At 35.2% G+C, this 24,321-nt stretch carries 19 protein-coding genes; 15 read left to right on the forward strand and 4 right to left on the reverse strand.

Annotated elements, in window-relative coordinates:
* The first annotated feature begins 253 nt into the window (after window positions 1-253).
* The 6 genes from ACZ0AH_RS01655 to ACZ0AH_RS01680 all read left to right on the forward strand — a co-directional run bounded on the left by ACZ0AH_RS01655 (window position 254) and on the right by ACZ0AH_RS01680 (window position 12,524).
* Window positions 254-2,260, forward strand: coding sequence for a glycoside hydrolase family 97 protein (locus ACZ0AH_RS01655; RefSeq protein ID WP_463474159.1), 2,007 nt, complete (start codon window positions 254-256; stop codon window positions 2,258-2,260).
* 97 nt (window positions 2,261-2,357) lie between these two features.
* A complete protein-coding gene (locus tag ACZ0AH_RS01660) occupies window positions 2,358-3,938 on the forward strand; it encodes a GH39 family glycosyl hydrolase (protein WP_463474160.1) in 1,581 nt (526 codons plus the stop codon).
* 45 nt (window positions 3,939-3,983) lie between these two features.
* Window positions 3,984-6,233, forward strand: coding sequence for a glycoside hydrolase family 3 C-terminal domain-containing protein (locus tag ACZ0AH_RS01665; protein ID WP_463474161.1), 2,250 nt, complete (start codon window positions 3,984-3,986; stop codon window positions 6,231-6,233).
* Window positions 6,234-6,339: 106 nt separating this feature from the next.
* Window positions 6,340-7,566, forward strand: a complete 1,227-nt coding sequence (locus tag ACZ0AH_RS01670; RefSeq protein WP_463474162.1) for a glycoside hydrolase family 5 protein — start codon at window positions 6,340-6,342, stop codon at window positions 7,564-7,566.
* 102 nt (window positions 7,567-7,668) lie between these two features.
* Window positions 7,669-9,618 (forward strand): sialate O-acetylesterase, encoded by a 1,950-nt coding sequence (locus ACZ0AH_RS01675; protein ID WP_463474163.1) that lies wholly within the window; start codon window positions 7,669-7,671, stop codon window positions 9,616-9,618.
* A gap of 506 nt (window positions 9,619-10,124) precedes the next feature.
* Window positions 10,125-12,524, forward strand: a complete 2,400-nt coding sequence (locus ACZ0AH_RS01680) for a glycoside hydrolase family 95 protein (protein WP_463474164.1) — start codon at window positions 10,125-10,127, stop codon at window positions 12,522-12,524.
* Between the two features lie 358 nt (window positions 12,525-12,882).
* Here ACZ0AH_RS01680 and ACZ0AH_RS01685 read toward each other — a convergent pair whose 3' ends face one another.
* Window positions 12,883-13,422 carry a CvpA family protein gene (locus ACZ0AH_RS01685; RefSeq protein WP_463474165.1) on the reverse strand — a complete coding sequence of 180 codons (540 nt, stop codon included), beginning with the start codon at window positions 13,420-13,422 and terminating at the stop codon, window positions 12,883-12,885.
* Window positions 13,423-13,772: 350 nt separating this feature from the next.
* Here ACZ0AH_RS01685 and ACZ0AH_RS01690 point away from each other — a divergent pair, with 350 nt between their 5' ends.
* From ACZ0AH_RS01690 to ACZ0AH_RS01700, 3 genes are all read left to right on the forward strand, one after another.
* Window positions 13,773-14,129: a hypothetical protein gene (locus ACZ0AH_RS01690; RefSeq protein WP_310300651.1), complete on the forward strand. Its 357-nt coding sequence runs from the start codon at window positions 13,773-13,775 to the stop codon at window positions 14,127-14,129.
* 111 nt (window positions 14,130-14,240) lie between these two features.
* Window positions 14,241-15,260, forward strand: coding sequence for a phenylalanine--tRNA ligase subunit alpha (gene pheS, locus ACZ0AH_RS01695; RefSeq protein ID WP_463474166.1), 1,020 nt, complete (start codon window positions 14,241-14,243; stop codon window positions 15,258-15,260).
* 100 nt (window positions 15,261-15,360) lie between these two features.
* On the forward strand, window positions 15,361-15,768 hold the full coding sequence (locus ACZ0AH_RS01700; RefSeq protein WP_463474167.1) for a hypothetical protein: 408 nt from the start codon (window positions 15,361-15,363) through the stop codon (window positions 15,766-15,768).
* Window positions 15,769-15,978: 210 nt separating this feature from the next.
* Here the strand turns inward: ACZ0AH_RS01700 and ACZ0AH_RS01705 are convergent, their stop codons facing one another.
* From ACZ0AH_RS01705 to ACZ0AH_RS01715, 3 genes are all read right to left on the reverse strand, one after another.
* Window positions 15,979-16,974: an NAD(P)H-dependent glycerol-3-phosphate dehydrogenase gene (locus ACZ0AH_RS01705; protein WP_463474168.1), complete on the reverse strand. Its 996-nt coding sequence runs from the start codon at window positions 16,972-16,974 to the stop codon at window positions 15,979-15,981.
* 351 nt (window positions 16,975-17,325) lie between these two features.
* A complete protein-coding gene (locus ACZ0AH_RS01710; RefSeq protein ID WP_463474169.1) occupies window positions 17,326-18,483 on the reverse strand; it encodes an iron-containing alcohol dehydrogenase in 1,158 nt (385 codons plus the stop codon).
* A gap of 179 nt (window positions 18,484-18,662) precedes the next feature.
* Entirely contained in the window at window positions 18,663-19,424 is a 762-nt protein-coding gene (locus ACZ0AH_RS01715) for a type 1 glutamine amidotransferase domain-containing protein (protein WP_463474170.1), read from the reverse strand.
* An 84-nt stretch (window positions 19,425-19,508) separates the two neighbouring features.
* Between ACZ0AH_RS01715 and ACZ0AH_RS01720 the strand changes: the two genes are divergently transcribed.
* From ACZ0AH_RS01720 to ACZ0AH_RS01745, 6 genes are all read left to right on the forward strand, one after another.
* Complete coding sequence (locus tag ACZ0AH_RS01720; RefSeq protein WP_463474171.1) at window positions 19,509-20,414, forward strand: LysR family transcriptional regulator; 906 nt, start codon at window positions 19,509-19,511, stop codon at window positions 20,412-20,414.
* Between the two features lie 101 nt (window positions 20,415-20,515).
* Window positions 20,516-21,208, forward strand: a complete 693-nt coding sequence (locus ACZ0AH_RS01725; RefSeq protein ID WP_463474172.1) for an NUDIX hydrolase — start codon at window positions 20,516-20,518, stop codon at window positions 21,206-21,208.
* Between the two features lie 74 nt (window positions 21,209-21,282).
* On the forward strand, window positions 21,283-22,116 hold the full coding sequence (gene prs, locus ACZ0AH_RS01730; RefSeq protein ID WP_463474173.1) for a ribose-phosphate diphosphokinase: 834 nt from the start codon (window positions 21,283-21,285) through the stop codon (window positions 22,114-22,116).
* A gap of 88 nt (window positions 22,117-22,204) precedes the next feature.
* Window positions 22,205-22,540 (forward strand): hypothetical protein, encoded by a 336-nt coding sequence (locus tag ACZ0AH_RS01735; RefSeq protein WP_031455095.1) that lies wholly within the window; start codon window positions 22,205-22,207, stop codon window positions 22,538-22,540.
* 2 nt (window positions 22,541-22,542) lie between these two features.
* Window positions 22,543-23,403 carry a hypothetical protein gene (locus tag ACZ0AH_RS01740; protein ID WP_463474174.1) on the forward strand — a complete coding sequence of 287 codons (861 nt, stop codon included), beginning with the start codon at window positions 22,543-22,545 and terminating at the stop codon, window positions 23,401-23,403.
* A 53-nt stretch (window positions 23,404-23,456) separates the two neighbouring features.
* Window positions 23,457-24,248 (forward strand): DUF2971 domain-containing protein, encoded by a 792-nt coding sequence (locus tag ACZ0AH_RS01745; protein ID WP_463474175.1) that lies wholly within the window; start codon window positions 23,457-23,459, stop codon window positions 24,246-24,248.
* Window positions 24,249-24,321 lie beyond the last annotated feature (73 nt).

Raw genomic sequence — 24,321 nt, forward strand, 5'->3', positions numbered from 1 at the left:
AATTGAGAATTAAAAATTAAAAATCTGCATGATCTGCAAAATCTGCAAGAAAAAATAAACCCACAGAAAATAAAGAAATCATTTTGAATCTTTTTAATCTGTGGCAAAAAACAGTCACAATTAAATTCGCGAGAATTCGTGGCAAAAGAATAATCCAAATTAAGGATAAAAATAAGTTTTTGTTGAGTTTCTAAATCGGGTGAAAGCGTCAAAGCAACACCCGATTTATTAAAAATGAATTAAGAAAAATATCATGAAAAATTACCTCATTCTTCCCGCTTTAATCCTTTCCGTTTCGATTGGATACAGTCAGAAAAACAAAAATGCTTACGAATTGGCTTCACCAAACGGGCAAAATAAAATCAAATTCGAGTTAGTAAAAAACGCTCCAAAATATGCGGTGTCACACGGAAAAACCGAAGTGATTACACCATCAGATATGGGATTTTTATTAAAAGGAAATGAAAATTTAAGTTCTGATTTTGATATCAAAAGTGTCAAAAAATCGACTTTTGATGAAACTTGGGAACAAGTTTGGGGAGAAAAGAAAAATATCAGAAATCACTACAATCAGTTATCAGTAGAATTACAGCAAAAAAGCGGAAACAAACGCAAGTTAGAAATCCAGTTTCGTGCTTTCGATGACGGAATTGCATTTCGATATGTGTATCCAAAACAAAGTGTAAAAGACAGTATTTTCATTATGGATGAAAAAACGACTTTTAACCTAAAACAAGATGGAAAAGCGTGGTGGATTCCGGCAAACAGAGAAAACCGCGACGAATATCTTTTTAAAGAAGCTCCCGTAAGTACTTTAGATACGGTTTTGACTCCATTAACTATAGAAAGCAAAAGCGGATTAGCGTTAAGTTTTCACGAAGCAAATTTGGTTGATTTTGCCAGTATGACTTTGGTAAATACAACCGGAACACAACTAAAATCTGATTTGGTGCCGTGGTCTGATGGTGTAAAAGTTCGGGTAAAAGATACGTTTACTTCTTCGTGGAGAACGCTTCAAATTGGGGAAACTCCGGCAGATTTGATCACTTCTTATTTAATTTTAAATCTAAATGATCCAAATAAATTAAAAAATACAGGAAGTTATTTCAAACCATACAAATACTTCGGAATCTGGTGGGGAATGCACATTGGTAAATATTCATTTTGGGAAAGTGACATTCAGGGCGCAACAACCAAACATGCCGAAGAATATATTGATTTTACAGCCAAAGAAGGATTTCACCATTTATTGATCGAAGGCTGGAACAAAGGCTGGACTCCGGCTTGGTATCAAAACAAAATGCACATGTTTAGCTTTACAAAAAGCGCAGACAATTTTGACCTTGATAAAGTAGTAGCATATGGAAAAGCAAAAGATGTAGAATTGATAGGATACCATGAAACAGGTTCAAACTTGATTAACTACTTAAAAGAAGTTGACGAAGGTTTTGCTTTATACAAAAAACTAGGAATTCACACGGTTAAAATTGGTCACGTAGGTTCTAAATTAAATATGAAAGAATGGCATTTTGGACAATTTGGAGTGAATTATTTCAGATATATTTTAGAAAAAGCAGCCGAATATGATTTGGCAGTTTTATACCACGAATCGATAAAAGATACCGGAGAACGCAGAACTTTCCCAAACATGGTTTCGAGAGAAGCAGCGCGCGGACAAGAATATAATGCCTGGAGCGAAGGAAATCCACCAAACCATTTAACGATTATTCCGTTTACAAGATTGCTTTCCGGACCAATGGATTTTACTCCTGGAATTTTTGATGTTGAGGTAAAACAAGGTTATCCCGGAAAAAGAGTGCACGGTACAGCAGCGCAGCAATTGGCATTATATGTAACGATTTATGCACCAATTCAAATGATGGCCGATCTTCCTGAAAATTACGAAGGAAAACCAGCATTGCAATTCTTAAAAGATGTTCCAACAGATTGGGAAGATACAAAAGTATTAGAAGGAAAAATTGGAGAATACATCACCACAGTGCGTAAAGACAGAAATAGTGCCGACTGGTATTTAGGAACAATTACAAACGAAAATGCAAGAGATGTAAATGTTGCCTTATCATTTTTAGATCCAAAGGCAACTTACGAAGCTCAAATTTATGCTGATGCTGCAGGAACTGACGAAACACATAATCCGGCTGAAATCGCAATTTCGAAGAAAACGGTTAAAGCGTCAGATGTATTAAAATTACATTTAGGAGGCGCTGGAGGAACAGCAATTAGATTTAAAAAACTATAATTTATAAATATAGATTGTCAAACCCGACAGGTTTTTAAAACCTGTCGGGTTTACTAACGCAACGGTTATCGACATAATTCGAAAAAAACATTTTAAGATGAAAAAATATTCAGCAATACTATTTATTTCATTATTTCTAAACAATATCATTTTGTTTGGACAAAACAACAATGCTGAAAACAGAACCATAAAAATCGATTACAACAAAACCTCAGGTCCATTAAACACGATGTTTAAAGAATGCATTGGAGCCGGAAGAGCAAACGAAGGTTTACGCGCCGACTGGCAACAGCAATTGGCAATGACCAAAAAAGAATGTGATTTTAAATACATCAGAATGCACGGTTTATTGTCTGATGATATGGCGGTTTATCGCGAAGATTCAAAAGGAAATCCTGAATACAACTACCAATATATCGATGTATTGTATGATTTTTTATTGAGCATTAAAATGAAACCATTTGTAGAATTGGGTTTTATGCCATCAGCTTTGGCAAGTGGAAGTCAGACTATTTTTTGGTGGAAGGGAAATGTTACACCTCCAAAAGATTATAAAAAATGGGAAGATTTAATTCGGAATTTAACCCAGCATTTTACAGAACGTTACGGCGCTGAAGAAGTAAAAACATGGTATTTTGAAGTCTGGAACGAACCCAATTTAACTCCGGGTTTCTGGACAGGGACGCAGGCAGAATATTTCAAATTATATGAATATGCAGCGCGCGGAATAAAAAGCGTAAATCCTGCATATAAAGTGGGCGGACCAGCAACAGCGGGAGCAGGCTGGGTTCCGGAAACAATAGACTTCTGTGCGAAGAATAATGTTCAGTTAGACTTTATTTCGACACATACTTATGGCGTAAAACAAGGATTTCTGGACGAATTCGGAACTTCGGGAACGGTTTTAAATAAAGAAGAATCAAGTATAAGCGGCGATGTAATCAATTCACGTCAGCAGATTTCAAATTCGGCTAAGCCAAAATTAGAATTGCATTATACAGAATGGAGTTCTTCATATACTCCAGCAGATCCTATTCACGACAGTTATCATTCGGCAGCTTATATTCTGCAGAAATTAAAACAAGTTGGTAATGCCGCAAACTCCATGTCATATTGGGTTTTCACCGATATTTTTGAAGAAGCCGGACCAAGATTCACGCCTTTTCACGGAGGTTTTGGATTACTGAATACGCAGGGAATCAAAAAACCGGCTTATTTCTCGTATTCTTTTCTGAATAAATTAGGAGAAACAGAACTTCAAAATAAAGACACCTCTTCTTGGGCGACAAAAAATTCAAAAGGAAATGTTCAGTTGTTGTTTTGGGATTTTACCAACACACATCCGGGAGATTCTGTTAATAATCAAGCCTATTATATAAAGGATTTGCCTTCTAAAGCAAAAGGAAATATAAAGATTGAAATTGATGGTTTGCAAAAAGGCAATTATACTTTAGAAATTTACAAAGTTGGCTATAAAATAAATGATGCTTACGCCGATTATTTAGCTTTGGGAAGACCAAATCAGTTAACCCGTGAACAAGTAAAAACGATAAAAGAAAAAAATAATGGTACTTTAGTCGCCACTGAAAAAGTGACAATTAATGCAAAAGGAACTTATAGCAAAGACTTTAAGATTAATGAAAATGATGTGGTTTTGTTTAATTTTATAAAACAATAATTGCTAAAAACGAACTATCTAAAAACTAAAATAAATTACTAAAAAATGAAAAACAAAATCATTTACCTCTCAGTAACATTGGCATTTGTTGCATTTACTTCTTGCAAAAAAGAGGCGGCAAATTCAGGTTCTGATGCTGAAAATTCAGTTCAGAAAGAATACAAAGGCAAAGAAATAGGTTCAGAATTTGATGCAGAAATCGACAAATTGGTTTCTCAAATGACACTGGAGGAAAAAATAGGAATGTTGCACGGTAACAGTATGTTTACTTCTGGCGGTGTAAAACGTTTGGGAATTCCGGAACTAAAAATGGCCGATGGACCGTTGGGAGTTCGTGAAGAAATTTCTCGTGATAACTGGGCTCCGGCAGGATTAACAAATGATTTTGCGACGTATTATCCGGCAGGCGGAGGTTTGGCCGCAACCTGGAATGCTGATATGGCCTATACTTTTGGAAACAGCGTTGGACAGGAATTGCGTGCAAGAGGAAAAGACATGTTGCTTTCGCCGGCAATTAATATGGTGAGAACGCCGCTTGGAGGAAGAACGTATGAATACATGTCTGAAGATCCGTTTTTGAACAAGAAAATTGCAGTGCCGTTAATTGTTGGTTTACAAGATAACGATGTTATGGCTTGCGTAAAACATTTTGCAGCAAACAATCAGGAAACAAATCGTGATTTTGTCGATGTACAAGTTGATGAACGTACACTTCGCGAAATTTATTTGCCAGCTTTTGAAGCTGCAATAAAAGAAGCTCATGCTTATGCCATAATGGGCGCTTACAACAAATTTAGAGGAGAATATTTATGTGAAAACGATTATATGCTGAACAAAATCCTGCGTGACGAATGGGGATTTAAAGGTGTTGTCGTTTCAGATTGGGCTGCGGTACATTCAACAGTAAAATCTTTACAAAGCGGACTGGATATTGAAATGGGAACTCCAAAACCATTCAATGAATTTTTCCTTGCCGATAAATTAATTGCTGCCGCAAAAAACAAAGAAATCTCTGAAGCAGAAATTGATAAACACGTAAAAAGAATTTTACGCACTTTATTTCAGGTAAAAGCAATGGGAAGTCAAAGTAAAGACCGCGTGAAAGGAAGCATAGCAACAGAAGCACATTATCAGGACGCTTATAAAATTGCAACCGAAGACATCGTTTTATTGAAAAATGAAAACAATGCATTGCCATTAAAATTAGACGGCGTAAAATCGATCGCCGTAATTGGAAACAATGCAACCAAGAAAAATGCCCTTGGCGGATTTGGAGCAGGTGTAAAAACAAAAAGAGAAATTACGCCGCTTGAAGGTTTAAAAAACAGATTGCCATCGTCCATAAAAATTAATTATGCCGAAGGATATTTAGAGCGTTATGATGTTAAAAACAAAGGGAAATTAGGAGATATTACTTTAAATGGTCCGGTAACAATTGATCAATTAGATCCTGCAAAAGTATTAGAAGCTGTAGAAGCTGCCAAAAAATCTGATGTTGCGATCATTTTTGCAGGCTCAAACCGTGATTATGAAACAGAAGCTTCTGACCGCAGAACTTTAAAATTACCATTTGGACAAGAAGAATTAATTCAGAAAGTATTGGCCGTTAATCCAAGAACAATTGTAGTTATGGTTGCCGGAGCGCCTTTTGATATTGATGCAGTCAGTAAAAAAACTTCAGCATTAGTGTGGTCTTGGTTTAACGGTTCTGAAGGAGGAAATGCTTTGGCAGATGTAATCTTAGGAAAAGTAAATCCATCAGGAAAATTACCATGGACAATGCCTAAACAAATTATGGATTCTCCGGCGCATGCCACAAACAGTTTCCCTGGAGGAAAAACGGTAAATTATGCCGAAGGAATTTTGATAGGATATCGTTGGTTTGATACCAAAAATATTGCACCATTATATCCTTTCGGATACGGATTATCATACACAACTTTTGCTTTTGATAATGCAAAATCAGATAAAACTTCATATGCGCAAAACGAAACAATTTCAGTTTCTGTAGACGTTAAAAACACAGGAAAAGTAGATGGAAAAGAAGTTGTTCAGTTGTACACTTCAAAATCAGATTCTAAAATTACACGTGCAGCTCAGGAATTAAAAGGTTTCCAAAAAATATTCGTAAAAGCAGGAAGTTCAAATACAGTAACAATTCAGGTTCCGGTAAAGGAATTAGCGTATTATGATGTTGCCACTAAAAAATGGACAATTGAACCTGGGAAATATACTTTGAAAGTTGGAAATTCTTCAAGAGATATCAAAAAAGAACTTGTTGTAACAATTAAATAAAGCTTGAAACATAATGCTCTTTGATTTTATTAAAGAGCATTATTTTAATAAATAAAAAATGAAGTTGCCTGAATAAAACTTATAACTAACTATTAAACCAAACCAAATGAAAAACACTATAAAAGGTTATCTGTTATGCACCGCTTTATGTTTTTCTTTTTTAAGTCTTTGGGCTTGCAGTTCTGATAAAGAAGAAGCAAAAACTGAAGTTACAGGATTATATCCAAGTTACAATACAAACCCAATTGTTGCAGATAATTCCGGAATGGGAAGTACAGCCGCACAATTAGCCGCAAAAATAAAATTAGGCTGGAACATCGGGAACACGCTTGAAGCTACAGGAGGAGAAACTGCTTGGGGAAATCCAAAAGTTACAAAAGCATTAATCGACGCTGTTAAAGCAAATGGTTTCAATGCCATTAGAATTCCATGTTCGTGGAACCAATATGTAGAAAATTCGGCTACAGCCAAAATAAAAACAGATTGGCTAAACAGAGTCAAAGAAGTTGTGCAATATTGTGTAGATAATAATATGTATGTCGTTGTAAACATTCACTGGGACGGCGGCTGGCTCGAAAATAATATTACCGAAGCCAAAAAAGTAGAAAACAATGCCAAACAAAAAGCTTTTTGGGAACAAATAGCAACGCAATTGCGCGGATTTGATGAGCATTTGCTTTTTGCCAGTGCCAATGAACCTGCGGTCGAAAACGCTGCACAAATGGCAGTTTTAACTTCTTATCATCAAACTTTTATAGATGCTGTTCGTTCTACCGGAGGAAAAAACACCTATCGTACTTTAGTAGTTCAGGGACCAACAACAGACATCGAAAAAACAAATAAACTGATGTTGACTTTGCCTACAGATTCACAACCGAATCGTATGATGGTCGAAGTGCATTATTATGCTCCGTGGAATTTTGCCGGATTAACCAAAGACGAAACCTGGGGAAAAATGTTCTATTATTGGGGCGCAAATTATCATTCGACAACAGATACAGATCGAAATGCAAATTGGGGCGAAGAAGCCGATTTGGAGAAAAACTTCAAATTAATGAAAGCGCAATTTGTTGATAAGGGAATTCCGGTTTTGTTAGGAGAATTTGGTGCCATTCGGCGTACAAGTTTAACCGGTGATGCCTTAATGCTACATTTGGCTTCAAGAGCCTATTATTTAAAAACAGTTGTAAAACAAGCCAAAGCAAACGGATTATTGCCGTTTTATTGGGATGAAGGAAATCTTGGTGACAATGGTTTCGGAATTTTCAAACGAAGCGATAATACCGTTTTTGATACTCAGGCGTTAACCGCTTTAATAGAAGGATTACAGTAAAAAAATAAATTCACTATATAAGTGATATAAGAAAATTTAAGTTTTTCATACAGTATAACTTATAATTACTTATATCACTTATGTAGTTTAAAATATAAGACAATGAAGAAAAATATAGCCTTTCTTTTTTTAATGTGCAGTATAATGGCAAATGCGAATGTTAGAATGCCATTATTATTTTCTGACGGAATGGTTTTGCAGCGCAATAAAGAAATTCCGGTTTGGGGTTGGGCTGATGCCAATGAAAAAGTAGAAGTTCATTTTAACAAACAAACCAAAACAATTACAGCCGATAAAAACGGAAAATGGATGATAAAACTGTCTGCTGAAAAAGCGGGCGGACCGTTTGAATTAATCATTACAGGAAAAAACAAAATCGTCATAAAAGATGTTTTGGTGGGCGAAGTATGGATTTGCAGCGGACAATCAAACATGGAATTTCAGGTTTTTAAAACCAAAAATGCAGAAAAAGAAATAGCCGATTCCAATTATCCAATGATTCGTCATTTTGGAGTCGCCCAGGATTTAAGCGGTTTACCAAAAGAAGATTTAAAAGCAGGAAAATGGCAGGTTTCTAACAAAGAAAATGTGGGTAATTTTACAGCCGTAGGCTATTTTTTTGCCAAAAAATTATATGCCGAATTAAAAATCCCAATCGGAATCATCAACACATCCTGGGGCGGAACCAATGTCGAAACCTGGACAAGCCGCGAAGCATTTCAAAAAAGTGATGAATTCAAATCTATGATCGCCGATGTTCCGGTAATGAATGTAGATTCTATTTCGAGATTGTATGCAAAATCAATGAAAGAAAGAGTCGAAAGAATTCAGGGAACAGAAGTAAGCGCAGAAAACGAAAACACCTTTAAAGAAACAACATTTGATGATTCCGCCTGGGGCGAATTAAACGTTCCCGGATTATGGGAAAACCAGCCTTTAGGCGATTTAGACGGCGTGGTCTGGATGCGAAAAACGATAACACTTTCGGCAGAAGACATCAAAAATAAAGCAACTTTAAGTCTCGCAAAAATAGACGATGAAGATATCACATACGTAAACGGAATCGAAATTGGAAAAAATACACAATGGGATGCAAAGCGCGTTTATGAAGTTCCACAAAACGTGCTAAAAGAAGGCACAAACGTTATTGCAGTAAGAATTGTAGATAACAGCGGTGGTGGTGGAATCTACGGCGATTCAGCTGATTTAAAATTAGCTTTAGGCAGCAAAATTATTCCGCTTGACGGAAAATGGAAATACAAAGTAATCGTCGTAAAAACATCACTTTCACCCAATAGTTATCCGTCATTATTGTACAACGCCATGGTAAATCCATTAGTTCCTTATGCAATCGAAGGCGTTTTATGGTATCAGGGCGAAGCCAATGTCTGGCGTGCCAATCAATACAAAAAAGCATTTCCGTTAATGATTTCAGATTGGCGAACAAAATTCAAACAAGGCGATTTTCCTTTTTACTTTGTACAATTGTCCACTTTTGATGAATTTAAAGGCAATAGTAAAGTCGGAAGTCGTTGGGCAGAACTTCGCGAAGCACAAACAGAAACCCTAAAATTCCCAAACACAGGAATGGCGGTAACCACAGATATTGGCAACGCAAAAGACATTCATCCCACAAACAAACAAGATGTCGGCTTACGTTTGGCGGCAATTGCGTTGCATAATGTTTACGGTAAAAAGCAAATTTATAGCGGACCAACGTATAAATCTAAACAAATAAAAGGAAATCAAATCATTCTGACTTTCGATAATATTGGCTCAGGATTATCAACTTCTGACAATTCTGAAAACGTAAAAGGATTCGAAATCGCAGGAGCAGACAAAGTTTTTCATTCGGCGAAAGCCATTATCAAAGACAATAAAATAATCGTTTCCAGCGACAACGTTTCAAATCCCGTTGCCGTTCATTACGGTTGGGCAGACGACGACACCGAAATCAATCTTTACAACAAAGAAAAATTTCCCGCATCACCTTTCAGAACCGATAATTGGGAAATGATTACGGCAAATGAAGTTTATAAGGTTAGTAAATAGTGTTAAAAGTTAAAAGTAAAAGGTAAAAAGTTCCAGCGGAACGATACATATTGTAGCAACGGATTTTAATCCGTTGAAAATAGATTTGAAAAAATTAAATATAAATGATCAGGGCGTGACCGTATTTACAAAAGGCGCTACTTAACAAACCGCTTATGTGCGCCTTTCGCAAATACGGTCGGGCTATCCACATTACTTCGGTAATTGCTCCTATCCCTCACGCACGCACATTGGTTTTCAATATCCTAACAGGTTTTTTCAACATGTTAGGTAAATTAGCACAATACGCTGAACCAAAATACCTAACAGGCTGAAAAACCTGTTAGGATACATAAATAATAAAAATAATGGATCTCAAAGTTCCGGAGGAACGACCTGTTTGTAGCAACGGATTTTAATCCGTTGATCAAAAAAGGAATAACAATACGCTAAAGCTCCAGAGGAGCGACATGTTTGTAGCAAAGAATGGCATATATTTAACGGAATTAAAATCAAAAAAAGAATAAATGAATCTCACCAAAACATTTTTCATTTTACTATTCACCTCTTTCTGCATCAACATGACGGCCCAATCCAGTCATGTTTTATGGTACAATCAACCCGCAGATTTTTTTGAAGAAAGCTTAGTTTTAGGAAACGGAAAAATGGGAGCAACCATTTTTGGCGGCGCAAATTCGGATAAAATTTATTTGAACGATGCCACGCTTTGGTCGGGAGAACCCGTAAATGCGAATATGAATCCGGAAGCGTACAAAAACATTCCGGCCATTCGCGAAGCACTCAAAAACGAAAACTACAAACTAGCCGACGAATTAAATAAAAAAATAGAAGGCAAAAACTCCGAATCATTTTCACCTTTAGGAACATTAGAAATCAATAATTCAGATAAGGGAAAAGCGGTAAATTATCATCGCGAACTAGATATCTCGAACGCAATCTCAAAAGTAAGTTACGAAATGAACGGCGTAAAGTTTACCCGTGAATATTTTGTTTCGGCTCCGGATCAAATTATGATGATCAAATTAACAAGCGATCACAAAGGAGCTTTAAATTTTGATGTTAATTTGAAAAGCCTTTTAAAATCAAATGTTGAAGTCAGAAACAATATTCTGGTAATGACAGGTTCGGCACCAATTCATGAAAATGCCGGATATACTGTTTCGCCCAAATATCTTGAGATAAAAGAAAGAGGAACAAAGTTTACGACTTTAGTCCAAATTAAGAAAACAGACGGAAAAATGACAAGTTCCAGAGAAACTTTAAGCATAAAAGAGGCAACGGAAGCCATTATTTATGTTTCTATTGCGACAAGCTTTAACGGTTTTGACAAAAATCCGGTAACAGAAGGTTTGGACGATGTAGCAATTGCCCTGCAAAATTTAAATAAAGCATATGCAAAACCATCCGATCAATTAAGAGAATCCCATATTGCCGATTACCAAAAGTTTTACAATCGCGTTACTCTAGATTTAGGCAAAACAACAGCTCCGGATTTACCAACTGACGAACGTTTATTACGCTACGCGGACGGAAAAGAAGATAAAAACCTCGAAATTCTCTATTTCAATTACGGACGTTATTTATTAATAAGCAGTTCAAGAACTTTGGGCGTTCCGGCAAATTTACAAGGCATTTGGAATCCGCATTTAAATCCGCCGTGGAGCAGTAATTATACAATGAACATTAATCTGGAAGAAAATTATTGGCTTGCCGAAAACACTAATCTTTCAGAAATGCATTTGCCGCTTTTGTCTTTCATAAAAAATCTTTCGGTAACCGGAAAAGTAACTGCGAAGACTTTTTATGGCGTAAACGAAGGCTGGGCTTCGGCACATAATTCAGATATTTGGGCCATGACAAATCCGGTGGGACAATTTGGAAAAGAAGATCCAAGTTGGGCTTGCTGGCCATTATCAGGCGCTTGGCTGAGCACGCATATCTGGGAACATTATGTTTTTACGCAAGATAAAAAATACCTGAAAAATGAAGGATATCCAATTATGAAAGGCGCTTCACAATTCTTTTTAGGATGGATGGTTTTATATAAAAACGGAAATTTAATTACATCGCCATCCACTTCGCCGGAAAATAAATATATCGCGCCAGACGGATTTATTGGAGCAACTATGTACGGCGGAACGGCCGATTTGGCGATGATTAGAGAATGTTTCGATAAAACGATAAAAGCTTCAAAAGTTTTAAATATGGACGCTGATTTCAGAGCAAAATTAGAAACGGCACTTGCAAAATTTCATCCATATCAAATTGGTAAAAAAGGAAATCTTCAGGAATGGTATTTTGACTGGAATGATGAAGATCCCAAACACCGTCATCAATCGCAATTATTCGGACTTTTTCCGGGCGATCATATTACACCCGAGAAAACGCCTGATTTAGCCGAAGCTTCAAAAAAGACATTAGAAATAAAAGGCGATGAAACTACAGGTTGGTCAAAAGGCTGGAGAATTAATCTTTGGGCAAGACTTTGGGATGGAAATCGTGCGTATAAAATGTTCCGCGAATTATTAAGATACGTTGATCCTGACGGAAAAAAAACTGAGAAACCAAGAAGAGGAGGAGGCACGTACCCGAATTTATTCGACGCACATCCGCCCTTTCAAATTGATGGAAATTTTGGCGGAGCTGCAGCCGTTGCCGAAATGTTAGTACAATCAGACGAAAACGAAATCAGATTATTACCCGCTTTACCAGATGCCTGGGAAACCGGTTCTGTAAAAGGAATTTGTGCAAGAGGCGGATTTGAAATCGAAATGAATTGGGAAAATAAAATTCTGAAAAAAGTAATTATTTCTTCAAAAACAGGAGGAAAAACAACTTTAATCAACGGTGATAAAAAACAAAATATCGTTTTGAAAAAAGGAGAAAGTTTAGAAATAAACTGGTAAATTTTACTTTTGAAAAGTGAGTGTCATCCTGAGCGAAAGTCGAAGGCTCGATTTGTATAAAAGTGCTTCGACTTCGCTCAGCCTGACAATTCTATATTCAAACGCGAGAGTCCCGAAGCCTCGGGATAAAACCTGTCGGGTTTACTATTTGTAAGCTCCATCGGAGCGACATATTCTATAATGATTGAACGTACCGTTTGTCATTTCGACGAAGGAGAAATCTTCGTGAGTAACTCCGTAATCAAAATCGTCAATCTTGGTAGAGTTACTTGCGAAGATTTCTCCTTCGTCGAAATGACATAAAATGAGAAAACTGGCGACTTTCCGAGAAATTTATTCGCTATAGTATGGATCTTAATTATTCTTTTTCAGAATCTTCCTTCGGTTTATCCGTATGATTTTCTTTAAAAGTTTCATACCATTTTTCGATAGTAGGAAAAACGAAAGCTGCTACTTTTTTAATCGGATTATAAAAAATAGATTTATCTAAAGTCTCTTTTTTAGCCAGCATATTGTTGAAGTTTATCTTTTCGAAAAAAACAATAAGGATACTCAGTATTAAAATCGTTTTTAGCACTCTGAAAAAACCTCCGCCAAGTTTATTTACCCATCCCAGAAAAGCAAAATCGGCAATTCCGGTAAGGATTTTTGCTAAGAAATAAACTCCGATAACAACTAAAATAAAAGTCAGGATAAAAGCTGTAACCTGAATTGTGTTTGGATTCCAGGAAACGTGTTTCATGATTATTTCTTTCATTATAGAAGAGAATTTTATCGCTAAATAAATTCCCAATAATAAAGAAACAAAAGAAGCAACTTCTACAAAAAGACCATTTTTGATGCCTTTGTACAGACTAAAAGCTAAAAGTGCTCCCAAAATAATATCTAAAAAACTCATATTTTCTGTCGTGTTTATTGAGGCGCAAATATAAAAGAATTATCTGCTTTAAATTGGCAAGTTTTGTGGTTAGTTTTTAGCCCACAGATTATACGGATTGAACGGATTGGCACAGATTAAAATGAGTTGGCTCATTAAAGGCTAAAGATTTTACATGAATATACTTGCACTATGAAAAAATAAACCTGTGTAAACCAGTAAAACCCCTTGAATCCGTGGGCAATTTATCCTATACAACAAGGCAAGCCGTTAATTTTAGGTCTTTGGCTTCGAAGTCCGTATCTTTGCCAGCTAAATTTTACGTTTTTTGAATTTATAATTCACAATTCATAATTTATAATTATAAAAAAATGTCCAGAGATACACAACTAAAAGAGCGTTGGGAAAAGCTCGTCGATATACTATCTAATCAGTTTTCGCAAGGAGAAGACTTAGATTTAGATGCCATAATTTACCTAATTGGAGTTCAGGAACTTGGAAAAGTGCACCGCGAATTCAAAAAAGATGAAAAATTGAATTTAATGCACATTGCGATTTGCAGATTATTAGAACCTTACGGGTTTTATGAATTCGAATATTTTGATGAAGATGGCTGGCCGCATTATAAAGTAAAAGAAGAATTACCGCCACTAAAAGCAGGAGAACAATCGGTTTTAATGAAAGAAGCGATTGTAAATTATTTTTTAGAACGAGAAGTTATTGAATAGTTTTCAGTTTTCAGTCGCAGTTTTCAGTGTCTACTGAACTGAAAACTGCGACTGGGACTGTTTACTTTCAACTAAAATCACTAAATTTGTATTCTCAATTATTGAAGGAAAATGATAGACAAGATAAAAGAACATATAGAGGAAGCCAAAGCCTTTAATGATAAAAATAAAGAATCTTTAGAGCAGTTCCGTATTAAATATTTAGGTAGTAAAGGGTTGTTAAAAGAACTTTTTACGGAGTTCAAAAATATTCCGAATGACCAGAAAAAAGACTTTGGACAAGTAATAAATACTTTGAAAGCTGTTGCAGAAGAAAAAGTAAGAGTTATTCAGGAAGAGCTGGAAAGTAAAGAAGAAACAAAAGGAATTTTTGGCGATTTAACGCGTGCAGCAGAACCAGTTATTATTGGTTCCCGTCATCCGATTTCGATCGTTAAAAATCAAATTATAGATATTTTTGCCAACATTGGTTTCAACGTTTCCGAAGGTCCGGAAATCGAAGATGACTGGCATAATTTTACAGCATTGAACTTACCGGAATACCATCCGGCGCGTGATATGCAGGATACATTTTTCATTCAGACCAATCCTGATGTGTTGTTGCGTACGCATACATCATCTGTTCAGGTGCGTTATATGGAAAATCACAAACCGCCAATTCGTACTATTTCTCCGGGACGTGTATTTCGTAACGAAGCTATTTCGTCACGTTCGCACTGTATTTTCCATCAAGTGGAAGGATTGTATATTGACAAAGACGTTTCGTTTGCCGATTTGAAACAAACGCTTCTTTATTTTACAAAAGAAATGTTCGGAAAATCGAAGATTCGTTTACGTCCGTCATATTTCCCGTTTACAGAACCAAGTGCCGAAATTGATATTTATTGGGGTTTAAAAACCGAAACCGATTATCGTATTACAAAAGGAACTGGCTGGTTAGAAATTGGAGGCTGTGGAATGGTTGACCCGAATGTTCTTAAAAACTGTGACATTAATCCGGATGAATTCAATGGTTTTGCTTTCGGAATGGGAGTAGAGCGTATCGCGATGTTGTTATACCAAATTGGTGATATTCGTATGTTTTACGAAAATGATGTTCGTTTCTTAGAGCAATTCAAAGCAAATATTTAATTTTAAGTCGAAAGTCATAAAGTCGAATGTCGAAAGTCTCCTAATAATGGCTTTATGACTTTCGACTTTATGACTTTTGACTTTTAAACTTTTGACTCATATGAAAAAAGATATAACAATCCCAGAAGTAGAAAACGTATTCTTAGCCGCTGTTCAGGAATGGAGCGACGATTTTATGGAAAAAGTGTGGTACGCTTATCTGGTAAACGACAGCGATTTTAATTTAGACAGCGTTATGGTCGTTTCAAAAGCATTTGGCACTATTGATGGCGAAATGAAAAAAACATCTGTTTTACGTCACGCATTTGTAGAAGTTCCGGCTGTTTCTGTAGTAAAAATCGAAATGATCGAAAAAAGTCTTTTGGTTTTAAACAATGAATTTATGGTGACTTTCTTCATCGGAAACACTTTGTACGACAAGAAATTCATCTTTAAATCTAATTTAATCAGTGAAAATAGCACGGAAGAAGTTCCGATTCTTTTTGTTGAAGGAGTAATTGTAAAGTAAAAGTAGATGCAAGATTTTTAGAAGCAAGAAGCAAGATGTTAGATATAAGACTGAATGCTTGAATAAGAATATAGACTTTTGTTTATGATATAAAAAAAGAGCCAAGACTAATTGTTGTTAGATCTTGGCTCTTTTTTTATATTCTCTTATTTATTCTTCTACATCCAGTCTTGCTTCTTGCTTCTACAAATCTTGCTTCGAGCTAGAAAATTAATCCAAAGATTCCGTTAATTTCTTAAAAACCGATTTCGCATCTTTTCCTTCGTATAAAATACTGTAAACAGCGTCAATAATAGGCGTTTTGGCACCGTAACCCTGATTTAGTTTATAAGCACTTTTGGTAGCATAATAACCTTCGGCAACCATGCTCATTTCCATCATCGCGCTTTTTACGGTATAGCCTTTTCCAATCATGTTTCCGAACATTCTGTTTCTGGAGAATACGGAATATCCTGTAACTAATAAATCGCCCAAATAAGCCGAATCATTAATGTTACGTTTCATTTTATGTACTTTTCTGATGAACTTTTTCATCTCACGGATCCCGTTACTCATCATTACAGACTGAAAATTATCTCCGTAACCTAAACCATGCGCAATTCCGGCGGCGATTGCATAAATGTTTTTAAGCATTGCTGCATATTCAGTACCAATAATATCATCTGATATTTTTGCTTTGATGTAATTTCCGGATAGATATTTAGCCACATTTTTAGCTTTATCAGGATCTCCGCAAGCAATTGTTAGATACGAAAGTCTTTCTAAAGCTACTTCTTCAGCGTGACAAGGACCTGTAATTACGCCAATATTGTAGTATGGAATGTCATATTCGATGTGAAAATGCTCGCCAACAATTAAACTCGTTTCAGGAACAATTCCTTTAATTGCCGAAAAGATAATTTTATCAGTCAAAGAAACAGTCAGATTTTTAAGTTCAGCATCTAAAAAAGCAGATGGAATAGCAAAAATGATATAATCTGCATATGCAACGGCTTCATTTATATTGTTGGTTAATTTAAGTTTTTTTGTATCAAATTCAACCGAACTTAAATAATTAGGATTGTGCTTGTATTTTTGAATGTGCTCGATTGCAGCATCGTTACGCATGTACCATGAAATTTCAGAAAGGTTTACACACAGCATTTTTACAATTGCCGTGGCCCAGCTTCCTCCTCCAATTACTGCAAATTTTAGATTTTCGCTCATTATTTTAATAATTTAAAACAAAAGTACTTAATAATGTAGTAATAACACAAAATCTAAATTAAGAAATTTAAAAAAGACCTTTAATTTCAATGGTTTTCGGAGGTTGTGAGTAAAATGAAAAAATATTTTACTATCTGCACAATAAAATTCAAATCGTTACGTTGTAACTGATTATAAATTAGATTTTTAAATGAGTATAATAAAAATTGAGTTAGTTAGTTTTGTTTTAGTATTTTAAAAAGGCGTTCCTAAATAAATTAAGAGCGCCTTTTTGTAGTTTTCAGTTTTATTTAGTTTTCAGTTTACGGTTACAGTTTTCAGCTGATCTGCGACTGAATACTGCAACTGAGACTAATAACTCATCTCAACAATCGACTTCACTTTTTCCAGCGTTACCAATTGGTTTTCTCCAAGACCTTTCCAGCCTCTTTCGTTAAAACGATTTACGATGAAATCAGCTGTTTTTGCGTAATCATCTGTGTATTGCGAAAGTTTAGTATCCATTCCCATTGTATGGAAAAATTCAACTGTTTTGTTGATCGCTTCTTTGGCAACTTCTTCATCAGAACCTGTTAAGTTGAAGATTCTTCTTCCGTATTGCGCCAGTTTTCCTTTTTTAGTTTCAAACATAACATTGTATAAACTTGGGCCAATAATTGCCAAAGTTCTTGCGTGGTCAATTCCGTACAAAGCCGTTAATTCGTGACCAATCATATGCGTAGCCCAGTCAGAAGGAACACCTTTTTGAATCAATCCGTTTAAAGCCATGGTACAGCTCCACATGAAATTCGAAGCCAAAGCATAATCCGTTGGGTTTTCTACCACTTTTGGACCAACTTCAATTAAGGTTTGTAAAATTCCTTCGGCGATTCTGTCCTGTAAAAAACCTTCGTGCGGATACGTTAAATATTGTTCCATTACGTGTGTATATGCATCTACAACACCGTTTTGAATTTGTCTTTTTGGCAATGATTCAATAACTGTCGGGTCACAAATAGAGAATTTCGGAAACAAAGCGCTTCCGCCAAAAGCCAGTTTTTCCTGAGTTGCTTTAATCGTCACCACAGAACCGGAATTCATTTCGCTTCCTGTTGCCGGCAAAGTTAAAACAGTTCCAAAAGGCACAGCATTTTCTTTAATCAAAATTCTTTTTTGTAAAATATCAATCGGGTTTCCGTCAAAATTAACAGCTGCCGAAATAAATTTTACACCATCAATAACAGATCCACCGCCAACAGCCAGAATAAAATCTATTTTTTCGGCTTTAATTACTTCAACTGCTTTCATCAACGTTTCAAAATGCGGATTTGGCTCAATTCCGCCAAATTCAACAATATCAAAACCTTTTAAGTTATTGATTACTTGTTGGTGAACGCCGTTTTTAAAGATACTTCCGCCCCCGTAAGCCAAAAGAATTTTTGCATCTTTTGGCACTAAAGTAGAAAGTTTTTCAATTTGTCCTTTTCCGAAAATTAAATTCGTCGGATTGTATAATTCAAAGTTTAGCATTTTTTTGAGTTTCTGAGATACTAAGTGGCTAAGGTTCTAAGTTTTTTAATCTTAGCAACTTAGATCTCTTTTTTATTAATATTTTTAAGCCTCTGAGCCACTAAGGTACTAAGTCGCTAAGTTTTTTTAAAGGGCGTTAACCTTAGAACCTTAGCGACTTAGAATCTTAGCCTCTTTTTTTATTTCAATTTTTCCAATAATTTACCAGCCACTAATTTAGACGAAGCGGGATTTTGTCCTGTAATTAAAAGACCGTCTTCTACGGAATAAGGTGCCCAATTTGGTCCTTTTGAGAATTTTGCTCCATTTTGAGTTAAAGCATCTTCTAATAAAAACGGAACAACTTTGGTTAACCCAACTGCTTCTTCCTCTTCATTTGTAAAACCGGTTACTTTTTTGCCTTTCACTAAATAATCACCATTTACTTTTACGTTTTTCAAAACTGCAGGTGCGTGACAAACAAAAGCAACTGGTTTTTTATGCGTATAAAATGATTCGATTAAAGCGATTGAGTTTTTATCCTCCACTAAATCCCAAAGCGGTCCGTGGCCTCCAGGATAGAAAACGGCATCATAATCTTTTTGATTAACAGTCGAAAGTTTGTGTGTATGTTTTAATTTTTCCTGTAAATCTTTATCGGCATCAAAACGTTTCGTGTCTTCGGTTGCTGCTGACGGATCGGCACTTTTTGGATCAATTGGCGGTTGTCCTCCAAGCGGCGACGCAATTGTAATTTCGACACCCTGATCTAATAATTCATAATAAGGTGCAGCTAATTCTTCTGACCAAAATCCTGTTTTTTCTCCGGTATTGCCCAGTTTATCGTTACTGGTAACAACAAATAATACTTTTTTCATACTCTTTTTAGTTGATTTTTGAGCTGTCGCAGATGTGCTAAAAGCTGTGAATGCTATAATTGTAAGTAATGCTATTTTATTCATAGTTTAAATTTTCATCAAATTTACGCCTAAAGTGATATCAGTAAAAATAAAATAAACTATGTTTGTTATAAATATATTTATGTCATGGTAAATCTTGAGTGGTACAGAACTTTTAAGGCCGTATATAAAAATGGAAATTTTTCGGTCGCTTCTAAAGAGTTGTTTATGAGTCAGCCGGCTGTAAGTCAGCAGATATCAATGTTAGAGGCACATGTTGGTTATAAATTGTTTAATCGAAAGTCAAAAGGCGTAGAACCAACGGAATACGCTAAGTTACTCAATAATTTAATTATTGATGCACTCGATCGGCTGGAAAGTGTCGAAAGTGGCTTTAGGGCAAAAGCAGAAGATTCTGTCCGATTAATTTCTGTTGGCATTTCAAAAGATTTATTCAATAGCTGCGGAAGTGTTTTAATTTCCAAATTTGATTTTATCGATTTTACCTTTGCAGAAGATGATACTCTTTTTGCACTTGTCGATGCAAAAAAACTTGATTTTGCCATCACAACAAAAAGATTTGATACGTTTGATACTATTTATGAAATCGTCGGAAAAATAAAACTAATCATGGTTGCCCCAATGCAATTAGATGCTGTAGAATTTCGTCAAAGACTAAAATCAGATAAATATACAGAGATAGAACAATGGCTGAATGAGCAAAAATGGTACAGTCATGATGCCAGGATTTCACACATTAAAATATTCTGGCTGCATGCTTTTAATAAAAAAAGGCCTTCGATGGTTCCTAATTATATTATTCCGTCAGAATCTGAAATGCTCGAAATGCTGTCAAAAAACACAGGAGTTGCCATAACCTGGAATTGCAACGCCAGAAAATATATTAAGGAAAATAAATTGCAGTTATTATGGAATAGTTTTCATGTTCCGGAAGAATTTGTGTACTTATTAACCGCTAAAAACAATAATTTGAATTCTTTTTTTGACACTATTGCCAAGGAATTAAAGTTGTTTTTAGGAAATAGAATGTAATGTTTTTTAGCCACGAATTCTCGAATTAATATTTAACTAATCGCTCAAAAAATTAGTATTAATTCGTGAATTCGTGGCGAACTTTTTTAATGTGTGATAGTATGGAAAATTTTCAAAATATCAGAATCGCTGTTGATGCCATTGTTTTTGGATATAAGAACAATAGTTTATATGTGCTTTTAATTGAACAGCAGTTTGGTTCTGCAGCTAAATATTGGGCTTTGCCGGGAGGTTTGGTAAAACACGACGAATCCTTAAAAGATGCTGTAATACGCGAATTGCATGAGGAAACAAATGTTCAGTTGACATTTATGGAGCAGCTTTACACCTTTGGCGATGACATTTTCAGGGATTCCAGAAACCGGGTAATTTCTGTTGCTTATTATGCTTTGGTCGATGCTTTAAATCTTGAAATTAAAGCCGATACAGATGCTGAAAAAGTACAATGGTTTAAAATTGATGAAATTCCTGCTTTGGCATTCGATCATAATTTAATACTTCAAACCGCAATTACGAGATTAAAAGCCAAACTTACTTATGAACCAATAGGTTTCGATTTGCTTCCGGATGAATTTTTGTTTTCTGATCTTGAAAATCTTTATTGCACAATTTTAGAAAAGGAAATTGACCGCCGAAATTTTAGAAAAAAAATTCTCAGTTATGGAATTTTAGAAGAAACAGAAAAATTTTCGCCAGTAAAAACGGGTCGTCCGGCAAAATTATTTCGATTTAATAAATTGAAATACAATGAATTAATAGAGAAAGGATTTCACTTCGAAATAAAGTTTGCGTAAATTTTACACAAAATAAATTGTTTATTAAATAATTAAATCTATATTTGCGTATAATTAACGCAAACTAAAAAACTATGATACTTAATTTAGACCCAAAATTCACTCCATTTCAAAATCAGGAAGAAATCAAATTTCAAAGTTTTACATTTTCTGGCGGAGAACCTCACATTAAAATCAATCCAGATTTTGATACAACTCAAAAAATAACCATCACACATCGATTAAATTCATTCAACGATTTGGGTTTATTGTGCATTACAGTAGATGCTTTACGCAGAATAGACGTTAAAATTATCGATTTGTTTATTCCGTATTTCCCGGCTGCAAGACAAGATCGTGTTATGATAAAAGGAGAATCGCTTTCTGTAAAAGTATATGCTGATATTATCAACGGACTTCAATTGAACAAAGTTTTTGTTTTTGATGCGCATTCTGAGGTGACCCCGGCATTGGTAAACAATTGTGAAGTGATTCCGAATCATACTTTTATTCAACAAGTTTTAAAAGTAATTGGTGAAAACGTAAAATTAATTTCTCCGGATGGCGGCGCTCTGAAAAAAATCTATAAAGTTTCTGAATTTTTAGGAGGTGTTGATGTTGTAGAATGCAGCAAAAGCCGTGATGTAAAAACCGGAAGATTATCTGGTTTTAAAGTATATGAAGATGATTTAAACGGAATAGATTGTTTAATTGTAGATGATATTTGTGACGGCGGCGGAACTTTTGTTGGCTTAGCCGAAGAATTAAAAAACAAAAATGCCGGAAAATTATACTTAGCCGTAAGCCACGGAATCTTTAATAAAGGTTTTGAAGTTTTAGATTGTTTCGACAAAATATTTACAACTAATTCTGTTAAAGATTTTGAAGGAGAAAGTGTTCAGGTAATCAGCTTAGATAAATTGGTCTAATAAGTTTCAAGTTTCAGGTTTCACGTTTTCTGCGGCAACCTGAAACTTGAAACCTGAAACAAAAAAACTAACCAAACAACTAGAAATTATGAGTGACGATTTAAAACCAAGATTTATTGAATCTTTAAAAAGAAACAATGATCAGATTAGAGAAGACAGAGCCAAAACAATTGGTGAAGATTCTGAATTAATTTACAGACGTCGAGTTGAAGATATCGAACTTAAAATAAAAAGACTCGAAAGAGAGCAGGAAGGCCTTATCGATATTAGTCCGCTTGACAAGAATAGTTTGACTTTTGCCGACTTTCAACCGGAGGCATTTGTACAAAAAGATATGGAATTATCATTAACAATCAGAAATTTAAATATTCAGTTTGAAGTGACAAAAAAGAGATTCGAATATTTATTTGGTAAAACATTTTAATCATGGGAGGTACAAGATACGATTTAGGCGCTCGCGCAAGCAGAGCAACAGCAGCAGGTTACGGATTTAAATCTGCAAGTGATATTTTCGTTCAAAATCAAATAGGAATGGCACATGAATCTATGAACCCGAACGGCATTACGTTTAGAGAAGCCAGAGATTCAGAAGTTCATCCAAACACAGTTCCAATTATTTTAGGATTAGATGTTACGGGAAGTATGGGACATATTCCGCATGAATTGATCAAGGAAGGATTGCCAAAATTAATGGGCGGAATTATTCAGGGAGGTGTTCCGGATCCGGCACTTTTATTTTTAGGAATTGGCGATCACGAATGCGACAGATTTCCGCTTCAGGTTGGACAATTTGAATCTGGCGATGAAGAACTGGATATGTGGCTAACCCGAACTTATATTGAAGGCGGAGGCGGAGGAAACGCCGGAGAAAGTTATCTTTTGGCGTGGTATTTTGCAGCTTTTCATACCAAAACCGATGCTTTCGAAAAAAGAGGTCAAAAAGGATTGTTGTTTACTGTAGGCGATGAACCTAATTTACCAACGCTTCCAGCATCTGCCATAAAAGAAATTATGGGTTCAGGACAACAAACCTATACATCTCTTGAATTATTAAAAGAAGCACAAAAAAGTTACGAAGTGTATCATATCAGCGTATTACATTCTGATCAGGCGGTAAGAGCAAATGTGGCATGGAGAGAATTATTGGGACAAAATTGTTTGTCTATCGAAGATCACAGAGAAATCCCGAATGTAATCAAGAAAATCATTTGCGATACACATAAAAGTTCAGGGTCAGGTTTAGGAACGATACCGCTTGACGGATTAGATAATATTGAAATGCTTTAGTTTTTTTAACATACACACAGCTATGTATTAGGCTTTATTTTAAAACAAATCAAATGAAAATACCTTTTTACTCTGGACCAGCTTATAAATTTTTGTCAATAGAGTCTTTAAAACTAATTGTAGAAAATGAAACTTTAAGATTTACTCGAGGTGATAGTTTTAATGATCCTTTTGAATCTAATCCTTATTTAGTACCAATTGATTGGGCAAATTTAGTAAAGGAAGATAAAAGCAATATTTCGATGATTAAAATTATCGCTGATGAGGCTTTTAAAAAAATTTGCAGTAAAATTTACATTACATGTTTCTCATCTAATTATTTAAATAAAAAATCACAATTAATGTGGTCACATTATGCAAATTCCCATAAAGGTGTTTGCTTTGAAATAATTTTTCCAGATGTTAACCAAGGAAATTACAAGGAAAACGATATTCTACCTATATCTGTAAAATATTGTGAAGATTTATTTGTCGAGCGCCAAAATTGGACAATGGAAAGTGAACATCTACCATTATATATGGCTACTTACAAATCGAACATTTGGGAATATGAAGATGAAATTAGATTAGTTCTTCATTCTGAAGTTTTTGATAAAGATAAATTCACCATAGTTAACAACAACAAAAATGCAGACGCAGTATTTAATATACAATCAATAACTAAGGTTGTATTTGGTGTTAAATCATCTTTTGACGATATTGAAAGTATCGTTAAATTATTTTGCGATAAAGGACATTTACCAGATTTTTATAGAATTGATTTGAATCCAATAACGCTTGAGCTTGTCGAATATGAACTTCCGCATAAAAAGAAAATCCTAGAACATAATAAAAACAACGTCTAACTAAGTCGCAAACGATTACAGGATCGGAACGAATTTAAACAAATGAAACGCCTTTTTAAATTTCTAAAGTCTA

The sequence above is a fragment of the Flavobacterium sp. AC105 genome (assembly GCF_979258495.1).

Bases quoted from the DNA above. Each gene is read 5' to 3' on its own strand.
- pheS (WP_463474166.1), top strand. From the start codon at position 14,241: ATGATAGACAAGATAAAAGAACATATAGAGGAAGCCAAAGCCTTTAAT.
- ACZ0AH_RS01740 (WP_463474174.1), top strand. From the start codon at position 22,543: ATGGGAGGTACAAGATACGATTTAGGCGCTCGCGCAAGCAGAGCAACA.
- ACZ0AH_RS01745 (WP_463474175.1), top strand. From the start codon at position 23,457: ATGAAAATACCTTTTTACTCTGGACCAGCTTATAAATTTTTGTCAATA.
- ACZ0AH_RS01655 (WP_463474159.1), top strand. From the start codon at position 254: ATGAAAAATTACCTCATTCTTCCCGCTTTAATCCTTTCCGTTTCGATT.
- ACZ0AH_RS01680 (WP_463474164.1), top strand. From the start codon at position 10,125: ATGAATCTCACCAAAACATTTTTCATTTTACTATTCACCTCTTTCTGC.
- ACZ0AH_RS01705 (WP_463474168.1), bottom strand. From the start codon at position 16,974: ATGAGCGAAAATCTAAAATTTGCAGTAATTGGAGGAGGAAGCTGGGCC.
- ACZ0AH_RS01675 (WP_463474163.1), top strand. From the start codon at position 7,669: ATGAAGAAAAATATAGCCTTTCTTTTTTTAATGTGCAGTATAATGGCA.
- ACZ0AH_RS01700 (WP_463474167.1), top strand. From the start codon at position 15,361: ATGAAAAAAGATATAACAATCCCAGAAGTAGAAAACGTATTCTTAGCC.
- ACZ0AH_RS01725 (WP_463474172.1), top strand. From the start codon at position 20,516: ATGGAAAATTTTCAAAATATCAGAATCGCTGTTGATGCCATTGTTTTT.
- ACZ0AH_RS01735 (WP_031455095.1), top strand. From the start codon at position 22,205: ATGAGTGACGATTTAAAACCAAGATTTATTGAATCTTTAAAAAGAAAC.
- ACZ0AH_RS01690 (WP_310300651.1), top strand. From the start codon at position 13,773: ATGTCCAGAGATACACAACTAAAAGAGCGTTGGGAAAAGCTCGTCGAT.
- ACZ0AH_RS01715 (WP_463474170.1), bottom strand. From the start codon at position 19,424: ATGAATAAAATAGCATTACTTACAATTATAGCATTCACAGCTTTTAGC.
- ACZ0AH_RS01670 (WP_463474162.1), top strand. From the start codon at position 6,340: ATGAAAAACACTATAAAAGGTTATCTGTTATGCACCGCTTTATGTTTT.
- prs (WP_463474173.1), top strand. From the start codon at position 21,283: ATGATACTTAATTTAGACCCAAAATTCACTCCATTTCAAAATCAGGAA.
- ACZ0AH_RS01720 (WP_463474171.1), top strand. From the start codon at position 19,509: ATGGTAAATCTTGAGTGGTACAGAACTTTTAAGGCCGTATATAAAAAT.
- ACZ0AH_RS01710 (WP_463474169.1), bottom strand. From the start codon at position 18,483: ATGCTAAACTTTGAATTATACAATCCGACGAATTTAATTTTCGGAAAA.
- ACZ0AH_RS01660 (WP_463474160.1), top strand. From the start codon at position 2,358: ATGAAAAAATATTCAGCAATACTATTTATTTCATTATTTCTAAACAAT.
- ACZ0AH_RS01685 (WP_463474165.1), bottom strand. From the start codon at position 13,422: ATGAGTTTTTTAGATATTATTTTGGGAGCACTTTTAGCTTTTAGTCTG.
- ACZ0AH_RS01665 (WP_463474161.1), top strand. From the start codon at position 3,984: ATGAAAAACAAAATCATTTACCTCTCAGTAACATTGGCATTTGTTGCA.